32 protein-coding genes are annotated in these 25787 nt (G+C 38.3%); 25 read left to right on the top strand and 7 right to left on the bottom strand.

Annotated features, from left to right (window positions below):
• Positions 1–592 precede the first annotated feature (592 nt).
• On the top strand, positions 593–1135 hold the full coding sequence (gene sigX / locus ACYX4O_RS11275; RefSeq protein ID WP_476350941.1) for an RNA polymerase sigma factor SigX: 543 nt from the start codon (positions 593–595) through the stop codon (positions 1133–1135).
• The gene (locus ACYX4O_RS11270) at positions 1122–2369 is read left to right on the top strand and encodes a hypothetical protein (protein ID WP_476350939.1); all 1248 of its coding nucleotides are present in this window, start codon (positions 1122–1124) and stop codon (positions 2367–2369) included. Before sigX ends, ACYX4O_RS11270 begins: the two co-directional genes overlap by 14 nt.
• Before the next feature lie 40 nt (positions 2370–2409).
• Here the strand turns inward: ACYX4O_RS11270 and ACYX4O_RS11265 are convergent, their stop codons facing one another.
• On the bottom strand, positions 2410–2901 hold the full coding sequence (locus tag ACYX4O_RS11265; RefSeq protein WP_476350937.1) for an inorganic diphosphatase: 492 nt from the start codon (positions 2899–2901) through the stop codon (positions 2410–2412).
• A gap of 129 nt (positions 2902–3030) precedes the next feature.
• Here ACYX4O_RS11265 and ACYX4O_RS11260 point away from each other — a divergent pair, with 129 nt between their 5' ends.
• Positions 3031–3489 (top strand): helix-turn-helix transcriptional regulator, encoded by a 459-nt coding sequence (locus ACYX4O_RS11260; protein WP_476350935.1) that lies wholly within the window; start codon positions 3031–3033, stop codon positions 3487–3489.
• Between the two features lie 43 nt (positions 3490–3532).
• Here the strand turns inward: ACYX4O_RS11260 and ACYX4O_RS11255 are convergent, their stop codons facing one another.
• Positions 3533–3781, bottom strand: a complete 249-nt coding sequence (locus tag ACYX4O_RS11255) for a ferredoxin (RefSeq protein ID WP_036779494.1) — start codon at positions 3779–3781, stop codon at positions 3533–3535.
• Between the two features lie 207 nt (positions 3782–3988).
• Between ACYX4O_RS11255 and ACYX4O_RS11250 the strand changes: the two genes are divergently transcribed.
• The 3 genes from ACYX4O_RS11250 to ACYX4O_RS11240 are packed head-to-tail and all read left to right on the top strand — an operon-like array spanning position 3989 to position 7147.
• Positions 3989–5056, top strand: a complete 1068-nt coding sequence (locus ACYX4O_RS11250; RefSeq protein WP_476350932.1) for a YpbB family protein — start codon at positions 3989–3991, stop codon at positions 5054–5056.
• A complete protein-coding gene (locus tag ACYX4O_RS11245) occupies positions 5037–6578 on the top strand; it encodes a RecQ family ATP-dependent DNA helicase (protein ID WP_476350930.1) in 1542 nt (513 codons plus the stop codon). Before ACYX4O_RS11250 ends, ACYX4O_RS11245 begins: the two co-directional genes overlap by 20 nt.
• Entirely contained in the window at positions 6575–7147 is a 573-nt protein-coding gene (locus ACYX4O_RS11240) for a lysostaphin resistance A-like protein (RefSeq protein ID WP_476350928.1), read from the top strand. The genes ACYX4O_RS11245 and ACYX4O_RS11240 overlap by 4 nt, the downstream gene beginning before the upstream one ends.
• Positions 7148–7561: 414 nt before the next feature.
• Here ACYX4O_RS11240 and ACYX4O_RS11235 read toward each other — a convergent pair whose 3' ends face one another.
• The 3 genes from ACYX4O_RS11235 to ACYX4O_RS11225 are packed head-to-tail and all read right to left on the bottom strand — an operon-like array spanning position 7562 to position 8624.
• Entirely contained in the window at positions 7562–8131 is a 570-nt protein-coding gene (locus tag ACYX4O_RS11235) for a manganese catalase family protein (RefSeq protein ID WP_476350926.1), read from the bottom strand.
• Between the two features lie 14 nt (positions 8132–8145).
• On the bottom strand, positions 8146–8409 hold the full coding sequence (locus tag ACYX4O_RS11230; RefSeq protein ID WP_476350924.1) for a spore coat protein CotJB: 264 nt from the start codon (positions 8407–8409) through the stop codon (positions 8146–8148).
• Complete coding sequence (locus tag ACYX4O_RS11225) at positions 8406–8624, bottom strand: spore coat associated protein CotJA (protein WP_345239083.1); 219 nt, start codon at positions 8622–8624, stop codon at positions 8406–8408. Before ACYX4O_RS11225 ends, ACYX4O_RS11230 begins: the two co-directional genes overlap by 4 nt.
• On the opposite strand from ACYX4O_RS11225, the gene ACYX4O_RS11220 reads away from it, so the two are divergent.
• The 7 genes from ACYX4O_RS11220 (at position 8580) to ACYX4O_RS11190 (ending at position 14525) form a co-directional block, all read left to right on the top strand.
• Positions 8580–8711, top strand: a complete 132-nt coding sequence (locus ACYX4O_RS11220) for a hypothetical protein (RefSeq protein ID WP_476357222.1) — start codon at positions 8580–8582, stop codon at positions 8709–8711. The genes ACYX4O_RS11225 and ACYX4O_RS11220 overlap by 45 nt on opposite strands.
• A 110-nt stretch (positions 8712–8821) precedes the next feature.
• A complete protein-coding gene (locus ACYX4O_RS11215) occupies positions 8822–9436 on the top strand; it encodes a CBS domain-containing protein (protein ID WP_476350921.1) in 615 nt (204 codons plus the stop codon).
• A gap of 53 nt (positions 9437–9489) precedes the next feature.
• Entirely contained in the window at positions 9490–9867 is a 378-nt protein-coding gene (locus ACYX4O_RS11210) for a hypothetical protein (RefSeq protein ID WP_476350919.1), read from the top strand.
• A gap of 102 nt (positions 9868–9969) precedes the next feature.
• Positions 9970–10881, top strand: a complete 912-nt coding sequence (locus ACYX4O_RS11205) for a MerR family transcriptional regulator (protein WP_476350917.1) — start codon at positions 9970–9972, stop codon at positions 10879–10881.
• A gap of 166 nt (positions 10882–11047) precedes the next feature.
• A complete protein-coding gene (locus tag ACYX4O_RS11200) occupies positions 11048–11626 on the top strand; it encodes a genetic competence negative regulator (protein ID WP_476350915.1) in 579 nt (192 codons plus the stop codon).
• A 347-nt stretch (positions 11627–11973) separates the two neighbouring features.
• The gene (locus tag ACYX4O_RS11195; protein WP_188650337.1) at positions 11974–13254 is read left to right on the top strand and encodes a Glu/Leu/Phe/Val family dehydrogenase; all 1281 of its coding nucleotides are present in this window, start codon (positions 11974–11976) and stop codon (positions 13252–13254) included.
• Between the two features lie 293 nt (positions 13255–13547).
• Entirely contained in the window at positions 13548–14525 is a 978-nt protein-coding gene (locus tag ACYX4O_RS11190; RefSeq protein ID WP_476350912.1) for a YpdA family putative bacillithiol disulfide reductase, read from the top strand.
• A gap of 81 nt (positions 14526–14606) precedes the next feature.
• Here the strand turns inward: ACYX4O_RS11190 and ACYX4O_RS11185 are convergent, their stop codons facing one another.
• Positions 14607–15575: an asparaginase gene (locus ACYX4O_RS11185; RefSeq protein ID WP_476350910.1), complete on the bottom strand. Its 969-nt coding sequence runs from the start codon at positions 15573–15575 to the stop codon at positions 14607–14609.
• Positions 15576–15662: 87 nt separating this feature from the next.
• Here ACYX4O_RS11185 and prsW point away from each other — a divergent pair, with 87 nt between their 5' ends.
• The 9 genes from prsW to fni all read left to right on the top strand — a co-directional run bounded on the left by prsW (position 15663) and on the right by fni (position 23666).
• A complete protein-coding gene (prsW, locus tag ACYX4O_RS11180; protein ID WP_476350908.1) occupies positions 15663–16349 on the top strand; it encodes a glutamic-type intramembrane protease PrsW in 687 nt (228 codons plus the stop codon).
• 447 nt (positions 16350–16796) lie between these two features.
• Complete coding sequence (gene sleB, locus ACYX4O_RS11175) at positions 16797–17621, top strand: spore cortex-lytic enzyme (RefSeq protein WP_476350906.1); 825 nt, start codon at positions 16797–16799, stop codon at positions 17619–17621.
• Between the two features lie 18 nt (positions 17622–17639).
• Positions 17640–18971: a germination protein YpeB gene (gene ypeB / locus ACYX4O_RS11170; protein WP_476350904.1), complete on the top strand. Its 1332-nt coding sequence runs from the start codon at positions 17640–17642 to the stop codon at positions 18969–18971.
• Between the two features lie 119 nt (positions 18972–19090).
• Entirely contained in the window at positions 19091–19741 is a 651-nt protein-coding gene (locus ACYX4O_RS11165; RefSeq protein WP_476350902.1) for a flagellar brake protein, read from the top strand.
• A gap of 54 nt (positions 19742–19795) precedes the next feature.
• A complete protein-coding gene (locus ACYX4O_RS11160; RefSeq protein ID WP_188650322.1) occupies positions 19796–19996 on the top strand; it encodes a DUF5359 family protein in 201 nt (66 codons plus the stop codon).
• A 119-nt stretch (positions 19997–20115) separates the two neighbouring features.
• Entirely contained in the window at positions 20116–20799 is a 684-nt protein-coding gene (gene cmk, locus ACYX4O_RS11155; RefSeq protein ID WP_476350899.1) for a (d)CMP kinase, read from the top strand.
• A 2-nt stretch (positions 20800–20801) separates the two neighbouring features.
• Positions 20802–21383, top strand: coding sequence for a lysophospholipid acyltransferase family protein (locus ACYX4O_RS11150; protein ID WP_476350897.1), 582 nt, complete (start codon positions 20802–20804; stop codon positions 21381–21383).
• A 92-nt stretch (positions 21384–21475) separates the two neighbouring features.
• Positions 21476–22612, top strand: a complete 1137-nt coding sequence (gene rpsA / locus ACYX4O_RS11145) for a 30S ribosomal protein S1 (protein ID WP_476350895.1) — start codon at positions 21476–21478, stop codon at positions 22610–22612.
• 13 nt (positions 22613–22625) lie between these two features.
• Positions 22626–23666, top strand: a complete 1041-nt coding sequence (gene fni, locus ACYX4O_RS11140; protein WP_476350893.1) for a type 2 isopentenyl-diphosphate Delta-isomerase — start codon at positions 22626–22628, stop codon at positions 23664–23666.
• A 42-nt stretch (positions 23667–23708) separates the two neighbouring features.
• On the opposite strand, the gene ACYX4O_RS11135 is transcribed toward fni, so the two are convergent.
• A complete protein-coding gene (locus tag ACYX4O_RS11135; RefSeq protein WP_084599270.1) occupies positions 23709–23843 on the bottom strand; it encodes a YpzI family protein in 135 nt (44 codons plus the stop codon).
• 102 nt (positions 23844–23945) lie between these two features.
• Between ACYX4O_RS11135 and ACYX4O_RS11130 the strand changes: the two genes are divergently transcribed.
• Genes ACYX4O_RS11130 through ACYX4O_RS11120 form a run of 3 tightly spaced genes read left to right on the top strand, consistent with a single transcriptional unit; the run spans position 23946 to position 25626 of the window.
• The gene (locus ACYX4O_RS11130) at positions 23946–24551 is read left to right on the top strand and encodes a YphA family membrane protein (RefSeq protein ID WP_476350890.1); all 606 of its coding nucleotides are present in this window, start codon (positions 23946–23948) and stop codon (positions 24549–24551) included.
• Positions 24548–25444, top strand: a complete 897-nt coding sequence (locus ACYX4O_RS11125; protein WP_476350888.1) for a YIEGIA family protein — start codon at positions 24548–24550, stop codon at positions 25442–25444. Before ACYX4O_RS11130 ends, ACYX4O_RS11125 begins: the two co-directional genes overlap by 4 nt.
• A complete protein-coding gene (locus ACYX4O_RS11120; protein WP_476350886.1) occupies positions 25441–25626 on the top strand; it encodes a capping complex subunit for YIEGIA in 186 nt (61 codons plus the stop codon). Before ACYX4O_RS11125 ends, ACYX4O_RS11120 begins: the two co-directional genes overlap by 4 nt.
• Positions 25627–25787: the final 161 nt, after the last annotated feature.

Genomic DNA, 25787 nt, shown 5'->3' with positions numbered 1-25787 from the left:
TAGTAATCATGAAGACTTGAAGCTGAGAGAATGTTTCCGTTAGCTTTAGTTGAGCGTAAGGTGTGCCTGGAAACCACTCGCTTTCCTGTGGGGAGCTGGTGAGCCTCCTCACGGGAGTCTCGCAGTTTCCAGGCCCGCCTTTGCCATATAAGGATAAACGAAAACATGCCATTTAGAGCGACTCCAGACCTTCTGTTGTGAAATGCGGGGCCATTCATTTTTTCAGCCAGGGCTTGCTCGGGGACTGCGAGACTCCCGCGGGAAAAGGAGCCTAGGGAAGACCCCGCAGAGAGCGAAGCGAATGAGGAGGCTTCCCAGCTCCCCGCAGGAAAGCGAGTAGTCCCCGAGCAAGCCCAAGCACTCATAAACGCAGGCGGACCTTTCCTGCTGAAATATCCAACTCTAATCCTTCCACATAAGTCCCTTATATAGAAGGGTTGTGATAGTAGCTATACTATTTAACATACACTAGATATTATTTGATTTTGGTAGGAAATGGTCTATTCAAACGCTTGGAAATAATTTATAGTATGAAACGAGTGAAACGTTTTACATATTTTTTCGACTAATGTTATGAACGGGAGGTTGACGAATGGATTCCGTATTTCAAGATCTTTATGAGAAATATCATAAAGATGTTTTTCAATTTATATTCTACATGGTAAAGAATCGGGAGCAAGCTGAAGATCTCGTTCAAGAAGTATATATTAAAGTCATGAATTCTTATGATCGATTTAAAGGGGATAGTAGTGAAAAAACATGGATGTTTTCGATAGCCCGTCATGTTACAATCGATTTCTTTCGTAAACAAAAGCGAAAAAGGAATCGGATCATGGATTTCTTTGACTGGGGGGAGCATGGTCATTTAATACAAGATGATCAGCCCATCCCTGAAGAAATTGCGTTGCAGAATGAAGAAATTCAAAAGATGTACCATTGTTTAGAAAGGTGTACGAGAGATCAAAAGACAATAATTATATTGAGGTATATTCAGTCTATGTCTATACAGGAGACTGCTGAAATTTTAGGGATGACTGTAAGTAAAGTGAAAACGACACAACATAGAGGTATGAAAGCACTTCAAACTTATATGAATGAGGAAGACGAGGAGGGGATCAGAAGTGAAACGAAATAAAAATCACAATAGTGACTCCATAAAAGATCTCCTGAAAAGTATGCCTGATGTAGAAGACCGCCAAAACTCTGAGGAGCTGTATCGTAAAATCTCTGACAAGCGAAATAAAGAGTTGCAAAGAGGATTTAAGCGAAAGAAAATGGCTACTAGATGGGGCATAGGGCTTGCCTCAGTAGCAGCGATCATTCTATTTTTCATCGCTGCTTTACCCACTATGACCCAACAGCAAGCTTATGATACATCATCTTCTGATGAAACAGCAGAACTAAGCAAAGACCAAGCAGAATCTAATGATCAAAATAATAATGAGATGGATCGTCCATCAGTCACTAATGGACAGGAAGATGCACAAGAAGAAAGTTCTTCATCTGAAAAGGCGGAAGCGAATTTCCATGATACTATGTCTAAGGAATCTTCTCTAATATCGAGAGTTGTGAAAGAAAATGAGGCAGAACACCATGCGATTGCGGCGTTTGGAGATCTGCAAGGTCAATACGTTGTTCCAATTACATTCTCTGTAGCACAACAAGTCAATAGCATTGACCAATTGTACAATTCTCTTCATGCATTTGAAGAAGAAGTTTGGAGTGTGAGAAAGTATCAGTTTTCATCTGTTTCATTTGATATAAACGAAGAGGAAGGGATCGTTGTGGTAAATTTCCCTGTCGATTATGATTTTCCAGAATCCTCTACACAAGAGAATATTTTTATAATGTCTCTTAAAGAAATGTTTAACCCACTTGATGTGACTACTATTAAACTTGCAACAGATGGTGAACCAGGAGTTAATCTTGGTAACAATGCGGTGTTAAAAGAAATTGATATTTCTGGTAAATTTCTCTACAAGTTATACACTCCACCAAATGGTCCGAAACTATTTATTTCCATCCCTATCACTCAGGGCTTAACGGTAGAAGAAGCTTTAAATGAACTTAAAGTTGATGAGCCAGCCTTCACAGTTGAAGGAACTATTCCAAAAGCGGTGGATATTAAAGACGTAAAACATGATGGTGAACTTCTTAAAGTTAATTTTAATGTCACTAACACTATTGAAGGGGACCAACAGCTGATCACAATGATTGAATCTATTCTCATGACAGCTAAGCAATTTGGCTTTACTCAAATTAAGTTCAACAACCTTCCTGATCCGGAGGTGGGGGATTATGATGTAACAAAACCCATTTCTGTTCCCTATAGTGTTAATCCTATGCCTTTACAGCAGAGTTCACCATAGAATAAAAAAGCTCGCCAATAGGCGAGCTTTTTTTCATTATTTATTTTTCTTCAAAACGTGCTAAGCACTCATCGATTAGTTTGTTAGCTGCTTCTACACCTTCGTATTCTCCGATCTCTGTTTTCTTACCTTGTAGATCTTTATACGTTTGGAAGAAGTGGGAGATTTCTTTTAATTTATGCTGAGGTATATCATCTAGTGTATGAACATCCTTGAAGCGTGGATCCTCTGTAGGAACTGCGATCAACTTCTGATCTTCTTCTCCGTCATCAATCATGTTCAAGAAACCAATAACACGAGATTCAATTACGCAACCTGGGAAAGTAGGGTTTGTAACAAGCACTAGTGCATCAAGTGGATCACCGTCTAGTGCTAACGTGTCATCAATATACCCGTATTCTGCAGGATAGAATTGAGAAGAGAAAAGGACGCGGTCTAGTTTAAATACACCTTTTTCCTTATCAAATTCATATTTGTTCTGACTTCCTGTTGGAATTTCAATAAACACATCAATAACTTTATTTTCAGCCATATGAATGCCTCCTTATTCGACAATAGTATGTATGTTCTTGCAGTTTTATATTATATCAACATTTAGCTAGGAAGGAAAGCATAGAACATGTTAAAATAAAGGTATCGACGTATGTTAGGACTGATGATAATGGACCAACATTCTTTAGTTGAGCAACTTTCCCCAAAAGTTAAGCTTGTCCGTGTCGAAAGGGGCTATACACAGGAGCGTATGTCTTTGATTCTCGGTGTATCTAAAAAGACTCTTGTCCAAATAGAAAAGGGTAGAATTCTAGCTAGTTGGACAACGTTAGTGGCTATGGTTGCTTTATTTCGAGATAGCGAAGTCATACAGAATACATTGGGAGAAGATCCTCTAGAAGTTTTAGAGACGATTGCTCACGAATCTGTAAACCGCCCTAAACAGCGCACGCTTGGTGGTAAGGTTTGGTGGACGTCAGTAGATGAGCATAACGGATACGTGTTACAACAAAATGTTTTAAGTCAACATTACAGGATAATCGATGGGGATTATTATAGGTACTTTAGCAGCTTTGACCTTAAAGAAGCGCGTCAGAAGTTGGCTGAGCTAGGGGAAAATCCGATATAAAAAGATCCCTCCATTTATGAAGGGATCTTTTTAGGGAGATAGTTTATTCGAATTTCAATGCATCGCCGTCAAACGGTTCGTCTTCTACTTTAATGGAATCTGTAGGACAACCTTCGAAAGCATCTTCCATATCTTCATGAAGATCCTCAGGAATCTCCGCAGTACCTTTATTATCGTCTAAGATGACAAATGCAATGCCTTCATCATCATAATCATAAATATCTGGAGCTGCAGCCCCGCAAGCACCACATGCTATGCATGTTTCTTTGTCGACAATTGTATATTTAGCCATGTCACATACCCTCCTAAAATATTTAAGACCCTGGTATGGATCTTCTATAACATATATAAGTATCCTAATTTGGAAACATTTTCGCCTAATACATATTGTAAAGCTCTTCTTTTAACATTTCAACTAAAAATCGGCGAATTCATCATGCAAACTAAGCTTGACGTGGCCCTTCAAATAGCTTCTTGAAGGGTAGAGAAAGGGGATTCCATGTTTAACACTTTATTACTTCACAGCATTCAACAATTACAAGGTGAAAGAAGTGCTTCGGCAATTTTACATATGCTAACAGGTAAGAAATCTTCACAGACCTTCCAAGATGTTTACGCATATCAACTATCAACTTTTTTTGGGATATATCGTACGATTACTCGAGATGAATTAATGCACGAGTTAAGAAATTTAAAGGCGCTTCAGTATATTACTACTAAAGATCGTGAAATTCGATTAACAAATGGTGGATTGGAGTTCCTTAACAAAGAACCCATTGGACAAACGCCCTTAGCTTGGCTGAATGGTACAGCTTATCAGCATATGGATCAGCAATTTTGGGGTCGGTTAGTAGTATTCGTACAGACGGCCTCTAATATCGCTACAGGTCAGCATCAATTTATTCCAGTTGACGACAGAAAAGAGATTTTGAACTGGGTGAAAGTGAAGTATCGATATGAACAATCTAACCTGCATGAATACTTACAGAGCTTATATTTTGAAGTATATAGTCTTTTAAAAGGTATGCCTGAATGGATTGCTGAATTTACAACCTATCGTTTGTCTGCTTACCATCGCTATGGAATGAGTAAAGACCAGCTGGCTATGCGCTATAATCTTTCTATCCATGATGTCACTATTACCCTTCAAGCTGTTATTCATTATTTGTTACAGAATGTCGTGAAGCACCCAAGCACCTATCCTTACTTATTCCAAATGTGTGAAGACCTTCAAGTGACCTATCCTCTAACTCATTCTGCACAAAAAACGTTTGAATGGATTGAGAAAGGCCATTCCCTTGAGAACATAGCAAGGATCCGTAAATTAAAAATGAGTACCATCCAAGACCATATTGTAGAAATTGCTCTAGTGAATCCGCATTTTCGAATTGATAACTATGTTACGAAAGAAGCGGCACAGAACATTTCCCATACAGCAAATGTATTAAACACCAATCGCTTGAAAACAATCCGAGATAAGCTCAATGGAAATTACTCTTATTTTGAAATTCGGCTCGTGTTAGCAGCGTCACAAGGAGTGTCAAATCATGAATCACGAAACACTTGAAAAGGTACTGTATCATAACTTTGGATACGAACAATTTCGAGAAGGACAAAGAGAGATTATCGAGGATGTACTTAAGGGGAATGATGTTTTAGGCATCTTACCTACTGGTACTGGTAAATCAATGTGTTATCAATTGCCTGCTCTTGTTCTAGAGGGAACAGTTATTGTGGTAAGTCCCTTAATTTCATTAATGGTTGACCAGGTGAAGCAGTTAAAACAACAGGGTATGAAGCGCGTAGTGGCCGTAAACAGCTTTTTGAATCCACAACAAAAGCAACAAGTATATACTCATCTTGATCAATATAAATTAATTTATTGTTCACCAGAAATGCTTCAAAATGAGCAGTTCCTACAGGTCTTGAAAGAGAAGGTTTCGGTTTCGTTACTAGTTGTAGATGAAGCACATTGTATTTCACAATGGGGGCATGAGTTTCGAACGGATTACTTAAAGTTGGATGAAACATTGAATGAGTTAAAAGAACCAACCGTGTTGGCTTTAAGTGCTACTGCTCCCGTGCATGTCCAAAATGATATTTTGAAACAAATTGATCGGCCAGAAATGCGTAAACACATTTATCCCATGGATAGAGAGAATATTGCCTTTTCAGTAGAGCATGTTACTGGTATGGATGAGAAGATCCAACGGTTGGCGGATATATTAAAAACACATTCAGTACCAACCATGATTTACTTTTCAAGTCGACAGTGGACTGAAAAAGCAGCATATGAATTAAGTCAGCGTGTACAAGGTGTAAGGATTGCTTATTATCATGGTGGAATGGATCAAATGGACCGTTTACTGATTCAACAACAATTTATGAATAACCAATTAGATGTGATTTGTTGTACTAGCGCTTTTGGGATGGGTGTGAACAAAGGGAATATACGACTGGTTGTGCATGCTCATATTCCCTCGCAGGTTGAATCTTTTTTGCAAGAAATAGGCCGGGCAGGACGAGATGGATATCAAAGTGTTAGCTTAACACTCTATAGTCCGGGAGATGGGGAAATACCTAAGCGTTTTATAGAGACAGAACTACCTTCTGAAGAGATGGTTTCTAACGCTATGCGTTATTTGCAATCATTATCCTCTAAAGGTATGCGTATCCCGGATCGAACAGAGGATATTGAAGAAAGCTTACAACTTAGTGAGGTTCAATGGCGCTTTTTATCTTATCAATTTGAAAAGCATGGGCTTATGAAAGGGAAGAATATTCTGAAGGATCAAGGCGGCTGGGAAGATGCTTATAATTCAATCCTTAGGTTTATTCATGAGAGAACCATGATCAAACAAAATAAATTAGCGGAACTCTTGCAATGGGTACATTCAGAAACCTGTTTAAGGTCTAGCTTATATCGTTCATTTCAAACCTCATTAAAAGAACCCACTGGTTTTTGTTGCGATCACTGTGACTTTGCATTTGATTTATGGGAAACAACCAATAACATCGATAACCGAACCGAGATGTTAAATTGGGAAGAAGAACTCCAAAGGATTTTTTTACAAGGGGGGTCTGAATGAATCAAGCTGACCTTATAAAAAAAATGACAGATCGTCAAGTCGTAACCCAACTCTACATCACTCAAATCATCATACTAGCCCTTTCTCTAGTATGTAGTTGGTTTTTATTTGACTCCATTAATGATTGGTACGGTTTATTCGCTTTGGATATAAAAGAAATTATATATTATGGTGGATCAGCGGCTCTTCTTATACTAGGTTTAGACGTATTGCTCATGTCGGTTATGCCAAAACGTTTTTATGACGACGGGGGGATTAATGAAAAAGTTTTCAGAAGCCTACCTATTCTAGAGATAATTGGTTTGACATTCTTTGTAGCATTGGCGGAAGAATTTTTATTTCGTGGGGTCATACAAACAGAATATGGATATTTAACCGCTAGTATTTCATTTGCGCTCGTTCACATTCGCTATTTGAAAAAACCTGTATTGTTCGTTTCGGTTATAGCGATTAGTTTTTATATTGGGTGGATGTACGAAATTACAGAAAATTTGTGGGTCACGATATTTGCCCATTTCATTATTGATCTCGTGTTAGGAATTATGATTCGATATCGTATACTGAGGTGATTTACAATCGAAGAATCCCATAGCTATAATGACCAAGCTAAGAATTTGCGACGAAGAATGAAAGGTGACACAAATAGTGTGTTGCAAGAAGCGGATAAGGAGCAAACAACCCATGTTATTTCTAACCTTCCATCTAGAAGTGAAGTACATAGAACGAAACAAACTAAGGTAAAATGGAAAATTAAATATCCTTTCATTCGATTATTAGTTTTTCTTTTTGTAGTTTTAATACTTCTTCTCCCTCTATATTTTTTGTGAATTCAAACTAAACAAAAGCTAAACTGCCTTTCTGAATAACAGTTAAGGCAGCATTTAAGTAGGTTAGTTTAAAATGGTTGATAAAAAATAGAGGTTCAGAGTTTATTGACTCTAAACCTCTTTATTTATGGAGTTCACATCCATTATCGATACTTGTTAGAAAAAGATTTTACGATCTCGTTCTTCTTTTAAGATTTCAACAGCTTCCCGGAACCGTTGAGAATGTATGATCTCTCTCTCCCTTAAATATTTTAACCCATCATTTAAGTCTGGATCGTCAGACAGGTTTATGATCCATTGGTAAGTAGCACGAGCTTTCTCCTCTGCAGCAATATCCTCATATAAGTCCGCAATAGGATCCCCTTTAGCGGCAATGTACGTGGCAGTCCACGCCGAACCAGCAGCGTTCTCATAATAAAGAGCATGCTCATGATTAGCGTAATGGGCACCTAAACCAGCAGCTTTCATTTGGTCTGGTGTTGCATCTTTTGTAAGTTTATAAACCATCGTTGCAATCATTTCTAAATGGGCGAATTCTTCTGTCCCAATATCAGTTAAGAGGCCTACCACTTTATCAGGGATGGTGTACCGCTGATTTAGATATCTTAGAGCTGCAGAAAGCTCCCCATCAGCTCCGCCGTATTGTTCAATTAAATATTTGGCAAGTTGCGGGTTACAGGAACTTACCTTAACAGGATACTGTAATTTTTTCTCATAATACCACATACCCTACCTCCTTCTTACACTTGCCAGGGCCAAGGGGCACTGTTCCAATTCCAAGGATATCCTGAATAACTTTCCCCGTATTGGCGAAGCGGTCCATATTGTTGTTCATATTGCTTCTTAAGCTTCTTGCTTTGTTGAGCATACTGATTAAATTGTTCTATTGCTCCATAGTCATCAGGGTGAGTGTCTAAATATAAAGTAAGTTCAACTAAAACAAAGTCTACAGCTTGAATTTCCTCTAGCAATTCGTAGTATGAAGGTGGGAGAGGCTGGTTCATTTGTCATCACTCCCGTCAGGATTTGGATAAGGGCTGTAAAAAGCTGGCCAAAGGGTGCCGCAATAAAGGGCTTGTTTAGGACTAAACTGCTGTAAATTTTGGGGTTGGAACCCTATATAAAGTTGAGGTGGTGTCTGATAACTTTTTACCCGAACGGGTGGGCAGGGGTCATGTGGGCTATTATAGGGCTGGTAGTACTTCACTTGAGTGAACATCACTATTTACTCCTTTCTGTTGAACTTACATTCATACCACTACTATTTATGGATATTTTGTTAAACCTTATCCTATTACAAGTTTAATCCTTTCCTTAAAGAAGGGATTTTGTTTTTTTAATCGAATTATTTTATATGAAGGGTACTATTATATCATTACATAAATTGAGGTGAAGGCTATGTTTGTAAAGGGAATTATGAAAGATGCTCATGAATGCTGGACGACTACTGTAGACACACCGTTAAAAGAAGTGATTAATAGGCTTAATCAAAATGATATTCAAGGGATGCCGGTGGTAGTAGAAGGAATCTTTAAAGGGATGGTATCAAAGGAACTGATCTATAAGAATTTTTTTGAAAGCGGAATGACTAAGGATTCCTTTTTGGCTGAACGAAAAGTTGGGGATGTAATGGCCTATGAGGATCTTTTCATTACAGAAAGCGATGTGTTTGAACAAACATTAACGACATTCAAAGGTTTTTCTGTAGTTGCAGTCATTGGGGAGCATCGTAAGTTTTTAGGTATCGTAACACGTTACGATGTTTTAGAGCAGTTTGAGAGTGCATTTGGCATGAAGAAGAAAGGGGTGCGAATTGCGTTTACTTCAGAGGAATCTGAAGGCCGCATTGCTCGTTTAGCTGAAATTGTTAAGCAATATCATGAAAACATTATTTCTCTGGCCACTTTTGATGAAACAGCTAAACTCACAAGGAGAATCGTATTGAAAATTGAAAAGAAAGATAATATAGATAAATTTGCTAAGAAATTAGAACGTTCTGGCTTCAGAATCCTTGATATTAAAGAAGATTAAACAGGACTAGACCCAGCCTCACATCCATATAATGGGTGGGGGAGGGGTTTTTATTGTTTAGTGCTTTAATCATTAGTGGTGTAGCCTGGTTTGCAACCTTTTTCTCTATATATTGGCTTCCGTTTGCTAGAGTACCGCTCTCGTCAGATTTTTTTTTACTGGCCATATTAGCTCCGGTTGATTTCTTACTCGGAAGCTTGTGTTTGCTTTTGGCTTGGATCAACCATGGCTTGTTGTTTCGGGCTATAGTACAAACAAACGTTCAAACAGAAGTGAAAGTAATATCCTTGTTAGGCTGGTTAAGTCCTGCTGTGCTGGTGGTTTTTTCTATAAAAGTTGTGGCCCTGGTTTTCTGTATGTCTTTCATCTATGGTATCCTTTCTATGAAGGGGAAAGAACAACAAAAAGGGAGAAAAAATCTTTCTCAATAATCAACAGTAATTTGTGCAAAGCATATCCAAAACCCATACATAGTTTACACAAAGCGCTTTCTTTTTTATAATAAAAGCAAATAGATTTATGGGGGATAAGGTATGTCCAGCACTCAAGGTAAATACAACATCAAAGCCGTTTCTACAATGCTTGGAATTCAATCAGGAACTCTTCGAGCATGGGAACGTAGGTATAAAATGATACGCCCGACACGTAATGAGGCTGGTCATCGTTTGTATACAGATGAGCATATTAAAGTATTGAAATGGTTAATAGATAAAGTGAATAAAGGTTTTACTATATCTCAAGCAGTTTCTTTGCTTGAGAACAATCAGAATACTCAATCAAACGTTGAGGAAGATAATAGTTCTTCAAAAGAAAGTCATATTGAAGCTATGTCTGAGGAACTATTAGATGCGTTGTTACAGTTTAATGAACGTGATGCACAGATGAAACTAGATCATGCATTTAGCTTATTCTCACCTGAAAAAGTAGCCATTGATGTAGTGGGTCCCGTATTAGTTAAGATTGGGAACTTGTGGGAAGCGAATGAAATTTCTAGTGTTCATGAACATTTTGCAAGTAATTTTCTGCGCTCTAGATTAGGTATGATGCTGATCTCAATGCCCGTCAATCATATGCAACCGAAAGCTGTGTGTGTATGTGGTCCTAATGAGAAGCATGAATTAGGTATATTGATATTTAGTCTTTATTTAAAAAGGCAAGGATACGATGTTGTTTACTTAGGTCAAAGTATCGCTCCAGGCGATGTTGAAGTAATTGTGAATGAACTTAAGCCAAAATATCTGTTTATGTCTTGCACAATGAAGAAGAATATACCTGCAACAGTTCACATAGCTGATGCTTTAAAAGAACGTTACCCAGATTTAGCGATTGGGCTAGGGGGCTACGCGTTAGATACCTTGCCACCTAAGGATAAAGAACCCATACAACCATACATTATAGGTAGCAATAGTTCGGATTGGTCAGAGTGGCTGTCCAATCATTCTTAAGACTCGCGTTTAGACGCGAGTCTTTTGCTTCCTAAATAGCGTAAATACAATAAAATTCTTGTAGCTATGCCTATTCCAATTTATACTTTAAAAATAGTACCAAACTTACAAAAAAAACATATACTAAGGTAAGGCATCGCACATGCATTCAAAGGGGGACGAGTGAATGCGTCTTGAAAGGTTATCTAGTAATAAATTCAAAATATTTCTAACGTTTGATGACTTGCTTGATCGTGGCATATCACGAGAGGATCTGTGGCATGACCTACCTGCTGTACACGCATTATTCCATGATATGATGTACGAGGCTACAGACGAACTAGGAATGGAACTAGAAGGCATGCTCCAAGTTCAGGTATACCTAATGCAGGCTCAAGGCATGCTCATTGTGGTTACGCAAAGTGATCAAACGAATGAAAATTATGATGAAGACTATATTGAAATGAAAGTAACACTTGATGAGAGTAAAGAAATGATGTTCAACTTCCAGGCATTTGAAGATATTATTCAAGTGGCTCATCACTTACTTCAGTTAGGCATTAAAGGTGGAACCGTTTATTATATGGATCACTACTATATGCAGCTTTCTGATGAGGACATGGCTGAGTTGAACCGAGAAGACCTAATTGCTATTCTTTCTGAATTTGGCTCACCAAGTACAGTTACTAGTTACCGTTTAAACGAGTATGGGAAAACGATTTTAAATGGCAATGCAATTCAGGAGATCACAACTTACTTTCAGTAAAGAAGAGATCGGTCCATTAAAAGCGGACGATCTTTTTTTTGTGAATTAGTTCTATACATATCATAGCTCTTGAAAACATTTTTTATATAGAACAAGAAAAATATTTATGTAAATATTAGAAGGATTTCTATGAACATGTTACGATAAAACAGAATAAAAAATATAGGGGAAAAGAATTGCGGAAATTCGAATACCCCTTTATAATGAAATCGCTTACATTATAAAAGGTTTAGTTTTCATCAAAATATGTATTTTCGTGTTTCCATAAAGCTTAAGAAGTTGTATACTAATTTCTGAAGAAATGGAATGTACATTGACTGAACCGAATTTTCATGGGAGGTAAGTTCATGGTAGCCGACAAAGCAGCAGATTCTGCGAATGAAAATCATGACAAATTAGACGTATTAAAATCAACTCAAACTGTGGTTAATAAGGCACTTGATAAATTAGGGTACCCATCCGAAGTGTTTGAATTGCTTAAAGAACCTGTAAGAATGATGACTGTCCGAATTCCAGTTCGAATGGATGATGGGTCAATTAAGATCTTTACAGGTTATCGGGCTCAACACAATGATGCAGTGGGGCCTACAAAAGGTGGCGTAAGATTCCACCCAAGCGTTACTGAAAAGGAAGTAAAAGCATTATCCATATGGATGAGTTTAAAGGCTGGGATTGTTGATCTTCCGTACGGTGGGGGAAAAGGCGGAATTGTATGCGATCCTCGTGAAATGTCTTTCCGTGAGCTAGAAGGACTTAGTCGCGGTTATGTACGAGCTATAAGTCAAATTGTAGGTCCCACAAAGGATATTCCAGCTCCTGATGTGTTTACGAATTCACAGATTATGGCTTGGATGATGGATGAATATAGTCGTATTGATGAATTCAATAACCCAGGTTTTATTACTGGAAAACCCCTTGTATTAGGCGGATCTCATGGTCGTGAGTCTGCAACGGCTAAAGGTGTTACAATATGTATAGAAGAAGCTGCTAAAAAGAAAGATATTGATATCAAAGGAGCTCGTGTTGTCATTCAAGGATTTGGTAACGCAGGAAGCTTCTTAGCTAAGTTTATGCACGATAAAGGGGCCAAAGTGATTGGAATTTCTGATGCACAAGGCGCTCTTCATGATCCAGAGGGACTAGATATTGATTATCTTCTCGACCGTCGAGATAGCTTTGGAACTGTTACAAACTTATTTAAGAATACAATTACCAATCAGCAACTATTAGAGCTAGATTGTGATATTTTAGTTCCTGCAGCAATAGAGAATCAAATTACGGAAGAGAATGCAGCCAATATTAAAGCAAGCATCGTTGTAGAAGCTGCGAATGGACCAACTACACTAGATGGAACGCGCATTTTATCAGAGCGTGGAATTTTACTAGTTCCAGACGTATTAGCCTCTTCCGGAGGAGTAACGGTATCATACTTCGAATGGGTGCAGAATAATCAAGGTTACTATTGGACTGAAGAAGAAGTTGAGGAAAAGCTTCATAAAGTAATTGTTAAGGGCTTTAATGCCGTATATAATACAGCGGAAACTCGTCGTATTGATATGCGATTAGCTTCTTATATGGTTGGCGTACGTAAAATGGCGGAGGCTTCACGCTTCCGTGGATGGATATAGGTTGAATCTTTTGCAAGCATCTCCTATCATTATGTGGGTAGGAGATGTTTTTTGTTTTGGGCTCTGATTATGTTTAGTAAATTCATGTAACTCCCTAATACGGAGCACTCAACAGTGAGGAGCTTTTAGCGAGCGGGCCAACTATTTTTTTCCAAGCATAGACTCATGATAAAGCTAATGGAAGTACCCACTAAGCTCGGAGCCTATTTTAAAGAACATGATATACATCAAAATAAAGACAAATGATACTTATGAATAGTGATATGTGTTGTTGATAGAGGAGTGAAGGTAATTTGCAGAAAGAAGATGTAATTATTGTAGGAGCAGGGCCTTGTGGTTTATCGGCTGCGATTGAACTTCAGGAAAGAGGTCTAAACCCTCTTATCATTGAAAAAGGAAATGTAGTTAATGCAATCTATAACTATCCGACTCACCAAACTTTTTTCAGCTCAAGTGAGAAGTTAGAAATTGGTCGAATGCCTTTTATTACAGAAATGAAAAAGCCAGTACGTAATCAAGCTCTTGCTTACTATCGTGCGGTTGCTAAGCGAAAGAATCTTCGAGTAAATGCTTATGAAAAAGTAACAAGTGTAACAAAGGAAAATGAAAACTTTACCGTATGTTCGGAGCGAAACGATGGTGAGGAAGTAACCTATCAAGCTAATCAGATCATTATTGCCACAGGATACTATGATCATCCGAATCGTATGGGGATACCTGGTGAAGCGTTAGATAAAGTAAGTCACTACTTCAAGGAGTCTCACCCTTATTTCGATAAAGATGTCGTGGTGATAGGGGGAAAAAACTCTGCTGTGGATGCTACTTTAGAACTGGTAAAAGCGGGTGCGAATGTTACGGTTCTTTATCGTCAGGCTGACTATTCTAAAAGTGTAAAACCCTGGATTCTTCCTGAGTTTGAAGCCCTCGTTAACAAAGAAGTCATTAAAATGGAATTTAATGCTACTGTTACTGAAATTACTTATGATAAAGTTTATTATGAGGTTCATGGTGAGAAAAAGGAAGTTGATAATGATTTTGTTTTTGCTATGACCGGATATCACCCAGACCATAGTTTCCTACGAAAAATGGGTATTGAGATTGATGAGGATACTGGACGTCCTACATTTAACAAAGATACAATGGAAACCAACATTGAAGGTATATATATAGCTGGAGTTATTGCTGCAGGATATAATAATAATGAAATTTTCATTGAAAACGGTCGTCATCATGGTGAGTTTATTGCTGAAGCGATCTGTAGTGAGAAATAAATAGTAGAAAAGGTTCTACGCATAGGATTGCGTAGAACCTTTTTATGTAAAAAGGTAATTTACTTTAGATACTAAATTTAATTATGCAAAGATATGAACAAGTTCAGAAGGGTTCTGTGTCATTTCTAAAGCAATCATAAGTTTAATACGAGCTTTAGGGCCGGTGAGACCGTTAGAAAATACCACTCCCATTTCTTTCAGCTTGCGCCCCCCTCCTTCATAACTGTATACATCTTGAGCTATACCCTGGTAGCATCGGGACACTAGGACTACAGGAATCCGGTCTTCGATCAATTTTTTTAGTGGTTCAACGATTTGTGGTGGGACATTTCCTTGCCCAAGGGCTTCAATGACTAGTCCGTCTGGTTTAGTGTGTCGTATAGCTTCTACTGTTTCAGAGTCCATTCCAGCGTATGTTTTCATAAGGGTAACGCGCTTTTCTATATGTTGAATCGGATAGGACTCATGTGATGTTAAAGTGTGGTGAAACATGATCCCCGTTTTAGTGACTATACCTATAGGGCCGTATTGAGGACTTTGAAACGTTGCTACATTACTAGTGGATGTCTTTGTAACGTTCTTTGCACTATGAATTTCATCATTCATTACGACTAAAACACCTTTATCTTGTGCTTCATCAGAGCAGGCAACTCGAACAGACGTCAATAAATTGTAAAGACCATCTGAACCAATTTCATTAGATGAACGCATAGCCCCTGTAACGATGATTGGTTTCCTTGTTTGTAAGTACAAATCTAAAAAGTAAGCCGTCTCTTCTAGAGTGTCTGTTCCATGGGTAATAACGATACCATCTATTTCCTCGCTGGCGAATCTTTCGTGTATTCTTTGACCCAACGTTAACATATGGGAAGGAGTTATATGAGGAGAGGGTAAATGGAAGACGACTTCATCTTCAATATCTGCGTAGGTAGCCAAGGATGGTAACATTTCATAAAGAGGATGGTCTAAATCTGGTGCAACTGCCCCTGTATGTTTATCTTCTTTCATGGAAATGGTTCCGCCTGTATGTAATACTATAATCTTTTTCACTATAAACACCTTCTTATTTCAAGTATTTTCTTTCCATTATGTTCATGATACGATGAAATAGATTGAATTGAAAGAGGAGGAACGGTCGTGTTTACAATACTCTCAGCAGCAGTGGCACCGGGCTTTGCGCTCATGTCGTTTTTTTATTTGAAAGACCGTTTTGACTCTAAGCCATTCTCAATTGTTTTTAGGACCTTTGTGATGGGCTCGTTATTAGTGTTTCCGATTATGTTTATCCAGTACGCTTTCGAAACAGAAGGCGTTTTACAATATCCGGTTACAAAATCGTTCCTCCTAGCCGGTGGTTTAGAGGAATTCTTTAAATGGTTTATTTTTATGTATGCGGTTTATAAACAAGATCACTTTGAAGGACGCTATGATGGGATTGTTTATGGGGTTTCTATTAGCCTAGGATTTGCTACTGTTGAAAACATATTGTATTTATTAGCCAATGGCGTAGAAGTCGCCTTTTTAAGAGCTCTTTTCCCGGTTTCATCTCATGCCTTATTTGGAGTAATTATGGGGTATTATTTAGGTAAAGGTAAAACGGATCGGAAAAGAAGTTCAATTTATGTAGTTTGGCTTGCGCTAGCAACGCCTATTTTACTTCACGGATTATATGATTATATCTTAGAAGTCTGGCAATCCACATGGCAGTTCACATTGACACCATTTATGATCGTATTGTGGCTTATTGCTTTAAGAAAAGTGAAGCAAGCCAACATGGCACCTGCAAATGTAATTCCAATAGAACAAAATAAATGGAAAGCTTGAGAACCGCTCCTTTTTAGGAGCGGTTCTTTATTATGGTCTAGCTCCATACGCCCCTAACCACCCCGCCTGCGCTTTTCTAATGTCTAGCTCCTGGGGCTTAGAGGCTAGCGAGATAAGACAACCCATTACAGTGAGCAAGCTCACTTCCATGGGTTGTCTTATCCGTAAGCGGGCCCACAGGACGTGGGTCAGTTCAGTGTTGGCGCAGGATGTGCCGGTTTTAACTGAACTTCCATTTGCCCCATGCGCTTTTCTTATTGTCTAGCTCCGGCGGGGAGGGGCTAGTGAGATAAGCAAATTAACTCCAGTGGCTTAACGCCACTTCCGTTAGTTTGCTTATCCATACGCCCCTAACCACCCCGCCTGCGCTTTTCTTTCATGTATAAAATCCCATTAGATTCAGAAACTACAGTTCATAAGACTATAGTTCAGGAGGATATACGGGATATGAAATGGTTGCGAGTGTTGTCGATTTTATTAATTGTTTGTATGTTATCGATCTCCATATCATCTAGTGTTGATCAAACATCTCATGCGTTTAGTGCAAGGATTTTACAGAAAGGTTCTACTGGTGATGATGTAATTGAATTACAGGCAAGGCTTCAGTATATCGGATTCTATGAAGGGAATATTGATGGGGTTTTTGGCTGGGGCACGTATTGGGCGCTTCGGAACTTTCAGAAAGAATTTGGGTTAGAAGTTGATGGATTGGCTGGACAGGAAGCGAAACAAAAATTAATAGATGCTAGTAATTATGATAAGCAATACGTAAAAAAGCAGATTAATTCCGGAAAAGATTTCACCTACTATGGGGGAACGCCTAAAGAACAGCAAACTGAGTCTTCTCCTAAGGGTGGAGACGAAAAGAAAGATGATGGACAATCAGAACCTACATCAGTAAACGTTCCCACCGGTTATTCTCAAAATGATATTCAACTCATGGCGAATGCGGTTCATGGAGAAGCCAGGGGAGAACCTTATGTGGGTCAGGTAGCGGTTGCTGCTGTTATATTGAATAGGGTGGAAAGTTCTACTTTTCCAAATAGTGTTTCTGGAGTCATCTTTGAGCCGAGGGCTTTTACAGCGGTGAGTGATGGTCAAATATGGCTTGAGCCAGATGAAACATCCAAGAAAGCGGTTATGGATGCGATGAACGGTTGGGACCCTTCCCAAAATGCTCTTTATTATTTTAATCCAAATACCGCTACATCAGGTTGGATTTGGAGTCGACCACAGATAAAAAAAATAGGTAAACATATATTTGCTAAATAGAGAAAGGGTGGAACTGTTATGATACGTTGGCTCCTTATTGGTGTGTTAGCTGTTGGCGTTACAGGTACTGCTGTATGGGGGTATCAGGAACACCAGGAGAAGAATGCCATACTTGTTCAGGCAGAAAACTCCTACCAACGAGCTTTTCATGATTTGTCTTACCATACAAATTTGTTACATGATAAAATTGGAACGGTTTTAGCAATGAATTCACAAAAACAATTATCGCCTCAATTAGCCGATATTTGGAGGATTACATCTGAAGCACATAATGATGTAGGCCAGTTACCACTTGCCCTCCTCCCTTTTAATAAGACTGAAGAGTTCCTCTCAGATATAGGGGAGTTTACTTATCGGACAGCAATTCGGGATTTAAACAAAAATCCTTTAACAGATGATGAAGTTAAGTTGTTAGAAAACTTGTACAAAGAGTCAGGAAAGATTGAGAAAGAGTTACGCAAAGTTCAATATATGGTTTTAAATGATAACTTACGATGGATGGACGTACAGCTAGCTTTGGCCAGTGATGACAAAACTGATAATACCATTATTGATGGTTTTAAAACGGTTGAAAAGAATATGGAAGGGTATGCTGAAGGGGACTTAGGTCCTACTTTTACTGGTGCCTCACAACAGAATCATGAATATCAATTCCTAAATGGTGAAAACCTCACAGAAGAAAAAGCTAGAGAAAAAACAAAAAAGATTTTCGAAATTCCGCAAGATGCCAAAGTAACAATGACTAAAAGTGGGAAGGGTGCTGAAGTTCCAACCTATAGCTTATCCTATAGAAGTGATAAGAAGAATGGGTATATGGACTTGTCTGTAAAAGGTGGACATCCAATAAGTATTTTAGTTGAAAGGGACCTTAAAGAAGCTAAATTAGGGTTATATGAAGGTTCTGAAAAAGCTAAAGACTTTCTTGAGAAATATAAATATAATCAGATGGAGAACTTCCAAAGCACACAATATGATGAAGTTGGGGTATACAATTTCTTATACGTCCAAGATGGTGTCCGTATTTACCCAGATTCCTTACAAGTAAAAGTAGCTCTGGATAATGGTGATATCCTCGGTCTTTCAGCTCGGGATTTTCTTATGAACCATCATAAGCGGTCCATAAAAGATCCAAAAATATCTGAAGAGGAAGCCAGAAGCAATGTAAATCCAAACGTGAACATACAAGAACAGCATATGGCTATTATTGAAAATGATCTCAACGAAGAGGTTTTGTGTTATGAATTCCTTGGCACTTTAGGGGAAAGTACCTATCGTATTTTTATAAATGCTAACGATGGTATAGAAGAGAAAGTTGAGAAATTAAAGCAAGCAGAAATGAAATTTGAATAGGTTATTTTTGGGAAAGGTAGAGATCTATCTTTCCCTTTTTGTGTTTTTTTGCCATAATAAATATGAGACCATAGGACCATTTTGTGGGGAGAGAGGAACGTACAGTGATAAAAATTGGGATGCCATTAACACTTGAACCAAATCAAGACACTGATGAAGAGCCAGAAAAGTTTTATTGCAAGCTCGTGGAACAAGATAATCAAATGCTTTACATTGATTATCCTGTAAATGAAAAAACGGGTAGGATTGGCTTTTTCTTTGAGGGTACACAATTTAAAGTAACATTTGTCGGAGAAGATCAATCTATATATATGTTTACCACTGAAGTAAAGGAACGTAAGAAGCTTCAAATTCCTGTTTTAGCTATACATAATCCAGGCAAGGAAAAAATGATACGGATACAACGGCGTCAATATGTCAGAGTAGAAACGGCAGTTGATGTAAGTGTACAAGGTCTGCAAGGACGTCAGGATCCTTTCACGACCATAACTCTTGATATTAGTGGGGGAGGAGCAGCTATTATACCGCCGGACCATCATCAATTGCATGAGGAGGACCAGGTAGAGGTATGGTTTGTGATTCCATTAACTTCAGGAGAAACCCATTATATTCAAACTACCTCAAGGATTGTTCGAATTTTTCAGAACAAATCTACGAAACGAGACCAAATATCTCTTGAATTCATACAAATTGATCACCGTGATAGAGAGCTGTTGATTCGTTTCTGCTTTGAACGTCAGTTGCTTTGGAGAAGAAGTAGAGTAAGATAACGTATAAACCTAAATAGAGAGGATACGCTATTAGCTAAAAAGAGGTTGTATACTATGAAACGTTTTGAACAATGGCTTTGTACACTAGTATTGGTACATGCGATATTGTTAGTCGTTTTTCAGGCATTAATGCTTTATACCGATTTTTCTTTATATGTACAACCGGTCTACGAATACTTTGGTGTGGGGAAAAGGCTTGAAACCAATATAGTAGAAACAATAGACCGCATCTTTGGTGATGTGTTATCCTTTTGAAGTATAAAGATACTGATACATAACGCAAGGAAATGTATTTGACCTTGAGTTGAACCAAACTGTTTGAACTAACCTTTGGTTAGTCATATTGTATTTTTGCAAGTGAAAGAGGGATTAGGATGAAACAAAATATTGCAGTAGCTATTGATGGACCAGCAGCTGCTGGTAAGAGTACAGTAGCCAAAATTATAGCAGAGAAGTTAACCTACGTTTATATAGATACTGGTGCTATGTACCGCGCACTTACGTATAAAGCGATTAAAAAAGGTGTGTCTTTAGAGGAAGAAACACCGCTAATGAATTTGCTAACAGATACGACTATTGACCTACAGCAATCAGCAGATGGCCAAAAAGTTATTTTAGATGGTAAGGAAGTAACGCTTGATATTCGTACTGAAGAAGTAACTAACCAAGTATCCATTGTAGCTAAGCATGGAGAAGTTAGGCACGAGATGGTTAAACGACAGCGAGAATTAGCTTTGAAGAGAGGTGTGGTTATGGATGGTCGTGACATAGGCACACACGTTATACCAGATGCTGAGGTGAAAATCTTTTTGATTGCTTCAGTTCAAGAACGTGCAGAACGTCGTCATAAAGAAAATCTCGAAAAAGGTTTTTCTTCAGATTTGGAGAAATTAAAAGATGAGATCAGAAGGCGTGACCAATTAGATTCAGAGCGTGAGGTTTCTCCTCTCTTGAAAGCAGAAGATGCAATTGAAATTGATACTACGGCTTTATCCATTACAGAAGTGGCTGAAAAAATATTACGTGTTGTTCACGATAAATTAGATAGAGGTGAATAATCATGGCGTTATATAAGATAGCCAGATCAATTTGTGCTACCATCTTTTACCCTCGTTACCGAATCAAGGTGGAGGGAAAGGAAAACATACCTGAAAAAGGTCCTGTTGTAATATGTTCCAACCATATTTCAAATTTTGATCCAATTGTAGTTGGGATCACAGCCCCAAGGGACATTTATTTTATGGCTAAAGAGGAATTGTTTAAAAATAAAATAATTGGTGGACTATTAGAACGTATCCATGCTTTTCCTGTGAAGCGAGGGATGAAAGATCGTCAGGCTCTTCGTAAAGCAATGGGCGTATTAGAAGAGAATGAGGTTTTAGGATTATTCCCAGAGGGGACTAGAAGTAAAACCGGAGAATTAAAGAAAGGGCTAGCTGGAGCTGGTTTCTTTGCACTTCGGTCTGAAGCAACTGTTATCCCCTGTGCAATTGTAGGCTCTTATAAAGGGAAAGAGCCATTACGGGTAATCTATGGCAAACCTGTTCCCATGGCAGAATTAAGAGAGCGTAAGGCTTCATCTCAAGAGGTCACAGATGTTATAATGGGAGATATTCAAAAGCTTTTAGACAAAAAACGCTAGTAGGCGTCTTTTGCTTGACAAAAAGCTTCAAATATTAGAAGTTAGAACCAAGGATATTTATGGTTGTGGCGGAACTGAAGGAGGTCTTTTTAATGGATGAAATGAACCAAGAAATGTCAGAAATGCCGAACGTTTCAGTCGGCGATGTACTTACGGGTAAGGTTGTAAAAGTTGAAGACAAGCAGGTACTTGTCGATATCGGTTACAAAGTTGAAGGCATCGTTCCAATCAGTGAACTTTCTAGTTTACATGTAGAAAAAGCAGCTGATGTGGTATCAGAAGGTGACGAGTTAACGCTAAAAGTAAAGAAAATGGATGATGAAGAAATTGTCTTATCTAAGCGTGCGGTAGATGCTGAATCAGCTTGGGAAGACCTTGAAGCAAAATTAGAAAGTGGAGAAGTATTCGAAGCTGAAGTTAAAGACATTGTAAAAGGTGGTCTTGTAGTTGATGTAGGTCTTCGTGGATTTATTCCGGCTTCTCTTGTCGAAACATATTATGTTGAAGACTTTAATGATTACAAAGGTAGAACTCTTACGCTCAAAGTTATTGAGCTAGACCGAGAACAAAATCGAGTAATCCTTTCTCATAGTGCCGTTGTTGAAGATGAAAAAGACGCGCGCAAAGCTGCTTTACTTCAGGAACTTGAAGCAGACCAAGTATTAGACGGTACTGTTCAACGCTTAACTGATTTTGGTGCTTTCGTCGATATTGGTGGAGTAGATGGTCTTGTACACATCTCCCAACTAGCTCATGAGCATGTCGATAAAGCTTCCGATGTGGTAGAGGAAGGACAGAAAATTCAAGTACGTGTCCTATCAGTAGATCGTGATAATGAGCGGATTTCACTTTCTCTTAAAGATACACTTCCAGGCCCTTGGGATCAGGTGGGAGAAAAGATTCGCCCAGGAGATATTCTAGAAGGTAAAGTACGCCGCTTGGTTAACTTTGGTGCTTTTGTAGAACTTCTGCCTGGAGTAGAAGGTCTTGTCCACATTTCGCAGATTTCTAAGCAGCACATTGGAACACCTCAAGAGGTTCTTGAGGAAGGTCAAGACATTAAAGTGAAAGTACTGGATGTGAATGAAGATGAAAAGCGGATTTCACTCAGTATTAAAGAAATTGAGGCTGATCAAAATCGTCAACAAGTAGAACAATATACTAGAGATGACGATGGTGGCTTTCAATTAGGTGACTTTATCGGTGACAAGCTAAACAAACTAAAATAAACTACAAAATTCGGTGATATTATTGAGTCGTTCTAAAAGAAAACTAGAGCATATTAGACACGCATTATCCCGTGAGGATCTTGGCATTAATAGCTTTGATGAGATGGAAATCATCCATCAGAGTTTAACGGATATTCATTGGGATGATATTTCATTGCAGACTCAATTAGGCGAACTTACCTTAAGTTCGCCTCTTTTTGTAAATGCAATGACTGGAGGAGGCGGTGAGAAGACAGAAGCCATTAACCGTGACCTTGCTATAGCTGCAAAGGAAACAGGAATTGCCCTTGCTGTTGGATCACAAATGTCTGCTCTCAAAGATGATAAAGAAATGAAGAGTTATCAAGTAGTGAGACAAGAAAACCCTGAAGGCATTGTTTTTGCTAACGTAGGAAGTGAAGCAACACTTGATCAGGCTAAACGTGCTATTGATATGTTAGAAGCCAATGCGTTGCAGATTCATTTAAATGTGCTACAGGAATTGATTATGCCAGAAGGAGATAGAGATTTTACAACTCGACTTGAGCAAATCGAAGAGATTGTCAAATCCGTAGAGGTTCCGGTTATATTAAAAGAAGTTGGTTTTGGAATATCTCAGGAAACTACACGTCAGTTGAAAGAAATAGGAGTTTCCTATATTGATGTTGGAGGTAAGGGAGGAACAAACTTCTCTAATGTTGAGAATAAACGCAGACGACAACCTCTTGAATCTTACAATGGATGGGGAATTCCAACAGTAACATCTATTAAGGAAGTGAAAAGCGTCTTCCCGGAATGTAATGTAATTGCTTCTGGTGGAATGCGTGATGGCTTAGATGGAGCGAAATCATTCGTGCTAGGTGCTAATGCATTTGGTATGGCTGGTCAGCTTCTTAGAACGTTAATGAAAGATGATCTTGAAACGTTAATTAAAAAGATAGATCATGTTCATGAGGAATTTAAGATTGCGATGATGCTCTTAGGTGCTAAAGAAACATACCAACTTGATGGAAAGCCTCATATTTATACTGGTTCTACAAAATCTTGGTTAGAGCAAAGAATAACAACGTTATAGAGAATGGAAGCCCATTGCTTATAAATAAGCAGTGGGCTTTTTTTATAATTTTTGATCTTTTCTTGCTTGTTCAGGAGTGTCTAAGTACGTACTTCCTTTTGGATGATTTTGTGTGTCGCGATCACTTTCTACACGATTTTCTTTTTTTAACTTCTTTTGCTGACGGTCTTTTCCCATAAAAACACCTCCTCCTTAAGATAGTATTTTCCTGATTCAAAACGTTATTCATGATTAGAAATCTCACAATTGTTCATAATTAAAAAAGAGAAGGTGGATAGAATGAACCAGGGGTTAATTTTTTTCTTTTTTTGCTGGGGTTTATGGGTGATCGTGACTTTTCTAATGCCAAAAACTCGAATGCGTTTAGTTACAGCTCTGTATTTATTGATGCTTCTAATTAGCTCAGGCTTTTCTTGGGAGTTTCTTCGACATTCCGGAAGCTGCGCTGTAGGAGTTATTATAGCTTATTCAATGTTACTTATTTTGTATTATCAAAAGGTTATGTATCCAACATTAGTAGCTCTGTTCGTTAGTATAGGGTACACTGGAATGCTTTTCTTTGAGAAAGTAGTACCGGTTTGGGTGATGATGCCAAGGATCGTTATTGTAGGGGTTCTTTCCTTTGTAGTTGTGAGCGTGTTAATAGAATCCACTTACTTAAGAATTGCGGTGTGGGGATTTGCTTCAGGTGTAGGTGAATGGGTGTACGCAATGATTTCAAGTGGATATGGTTATGCTGATGATGTTGGGGACTGGGCTTACCTTGACGTGTATAGTTTAGTTTGTAGTTTAGTTATTTTAAATGGTGGGTTAGTTAAAGTAAGTGAAATCTTCGAGCAAGCAGTGACGAATCGGATCAAGAGAAAGGTGGGGTTTCGGTCATGAATGAATATACTTATCCTATTTTATTTGGAGTGATTATAGGTGTTGGGATACGCTTGGTAATGTTGAGAGCTGATTATCGCCAATACCCTACATATCTGCATGGTAAAGTAATTCATATATCCCTGGGCTTTATAGCGGCTTCCCTTGGAACAATTGCTGTACCAGCTATTATGGAACTTGAATTTACTGCTGTTACCTTTCTTACGATTGCAGCTTCGCAGTTTAGGGAAGTGAGGAATATGGAAAGAAATACATTAACAGAATTAGATGCCTATGAACTAGTGCCGAGAGGGAATACATATATAGAAGGAATTGCTATAGCATTTGAAGCTCGGAATTACCTTGTAATCTTTACTTCCTTATTGGCTACCCTTAGCTTTCTGGTATGGAACATATGGGTTGGGTTGGTTGTTTCCCTAGTTTGTTTCTTCATTGTTCGTAAGTTTATGAGCGGGAAGACGCTTAAGGACATCGTAGAAATTGAATATGTTCAACCTCATTTTGAAGGAGCGGGGTTATATGTCGACAATATATATATCATGAATATTGGTTTACCTCAAAGGCAAGAAGAGATTGGTGAGTATGGGATGGGGTTTGTGCTAACTCCAAAAAATTTCAACGTACGTTCAACCATAGCGAATCTGGGTCAGCGACAAGCTATCCTGCACGATATATCGATCTCTATGGGAGTATTCCGTGATAGTGGTACACCTGCATTAGTTCCATTAATCAAAAGGGATCTTGATGATGGACGGATTGGTGTGTTTGTATTGCCTCAAGAGAGGGATAGAGAAAAGGCTATTAAGATTATTGGTGCAGTTCCGGTACTTGAGAATGCGATTCGTATGCCATCTGAATCTAAAGCAAATAAAGATGAGGAGGACCTCAAATGAAAGTAGAAAAGATGATACTGGCTTCTATTACTATGAAGCGAGATAATGTAGATGGTGGGTCCCCGATTTTTATATGTGATACGAAAGAAGAAATGGATAAAGTAGCTGCGAATCTAGAAGCAATTTTGGATGGTATTTCTCATGCCATAAGTGATGAGTTATATATAATAGTTAAACATTAACCTCTAGAAAGCTGTGAAGACCTATTTAAGAAAAGGATTGTTAGTTTGAATTCCTTCTGCTAAAATGAAAAAGTTAAGAGTAAACCCTTCTTACTTGACAAGAAGGGTTTGCTTATTCATTTACAATGACACATAATAAGAACGCTTAATGTGTGAGTATT

It is taken from the genome of Pontibacillus sp. ABV4_188, assembly GCF_056311905.1.
This window is presented reverse-complemented; position numbering and strand designations above follow the sequence as displayed.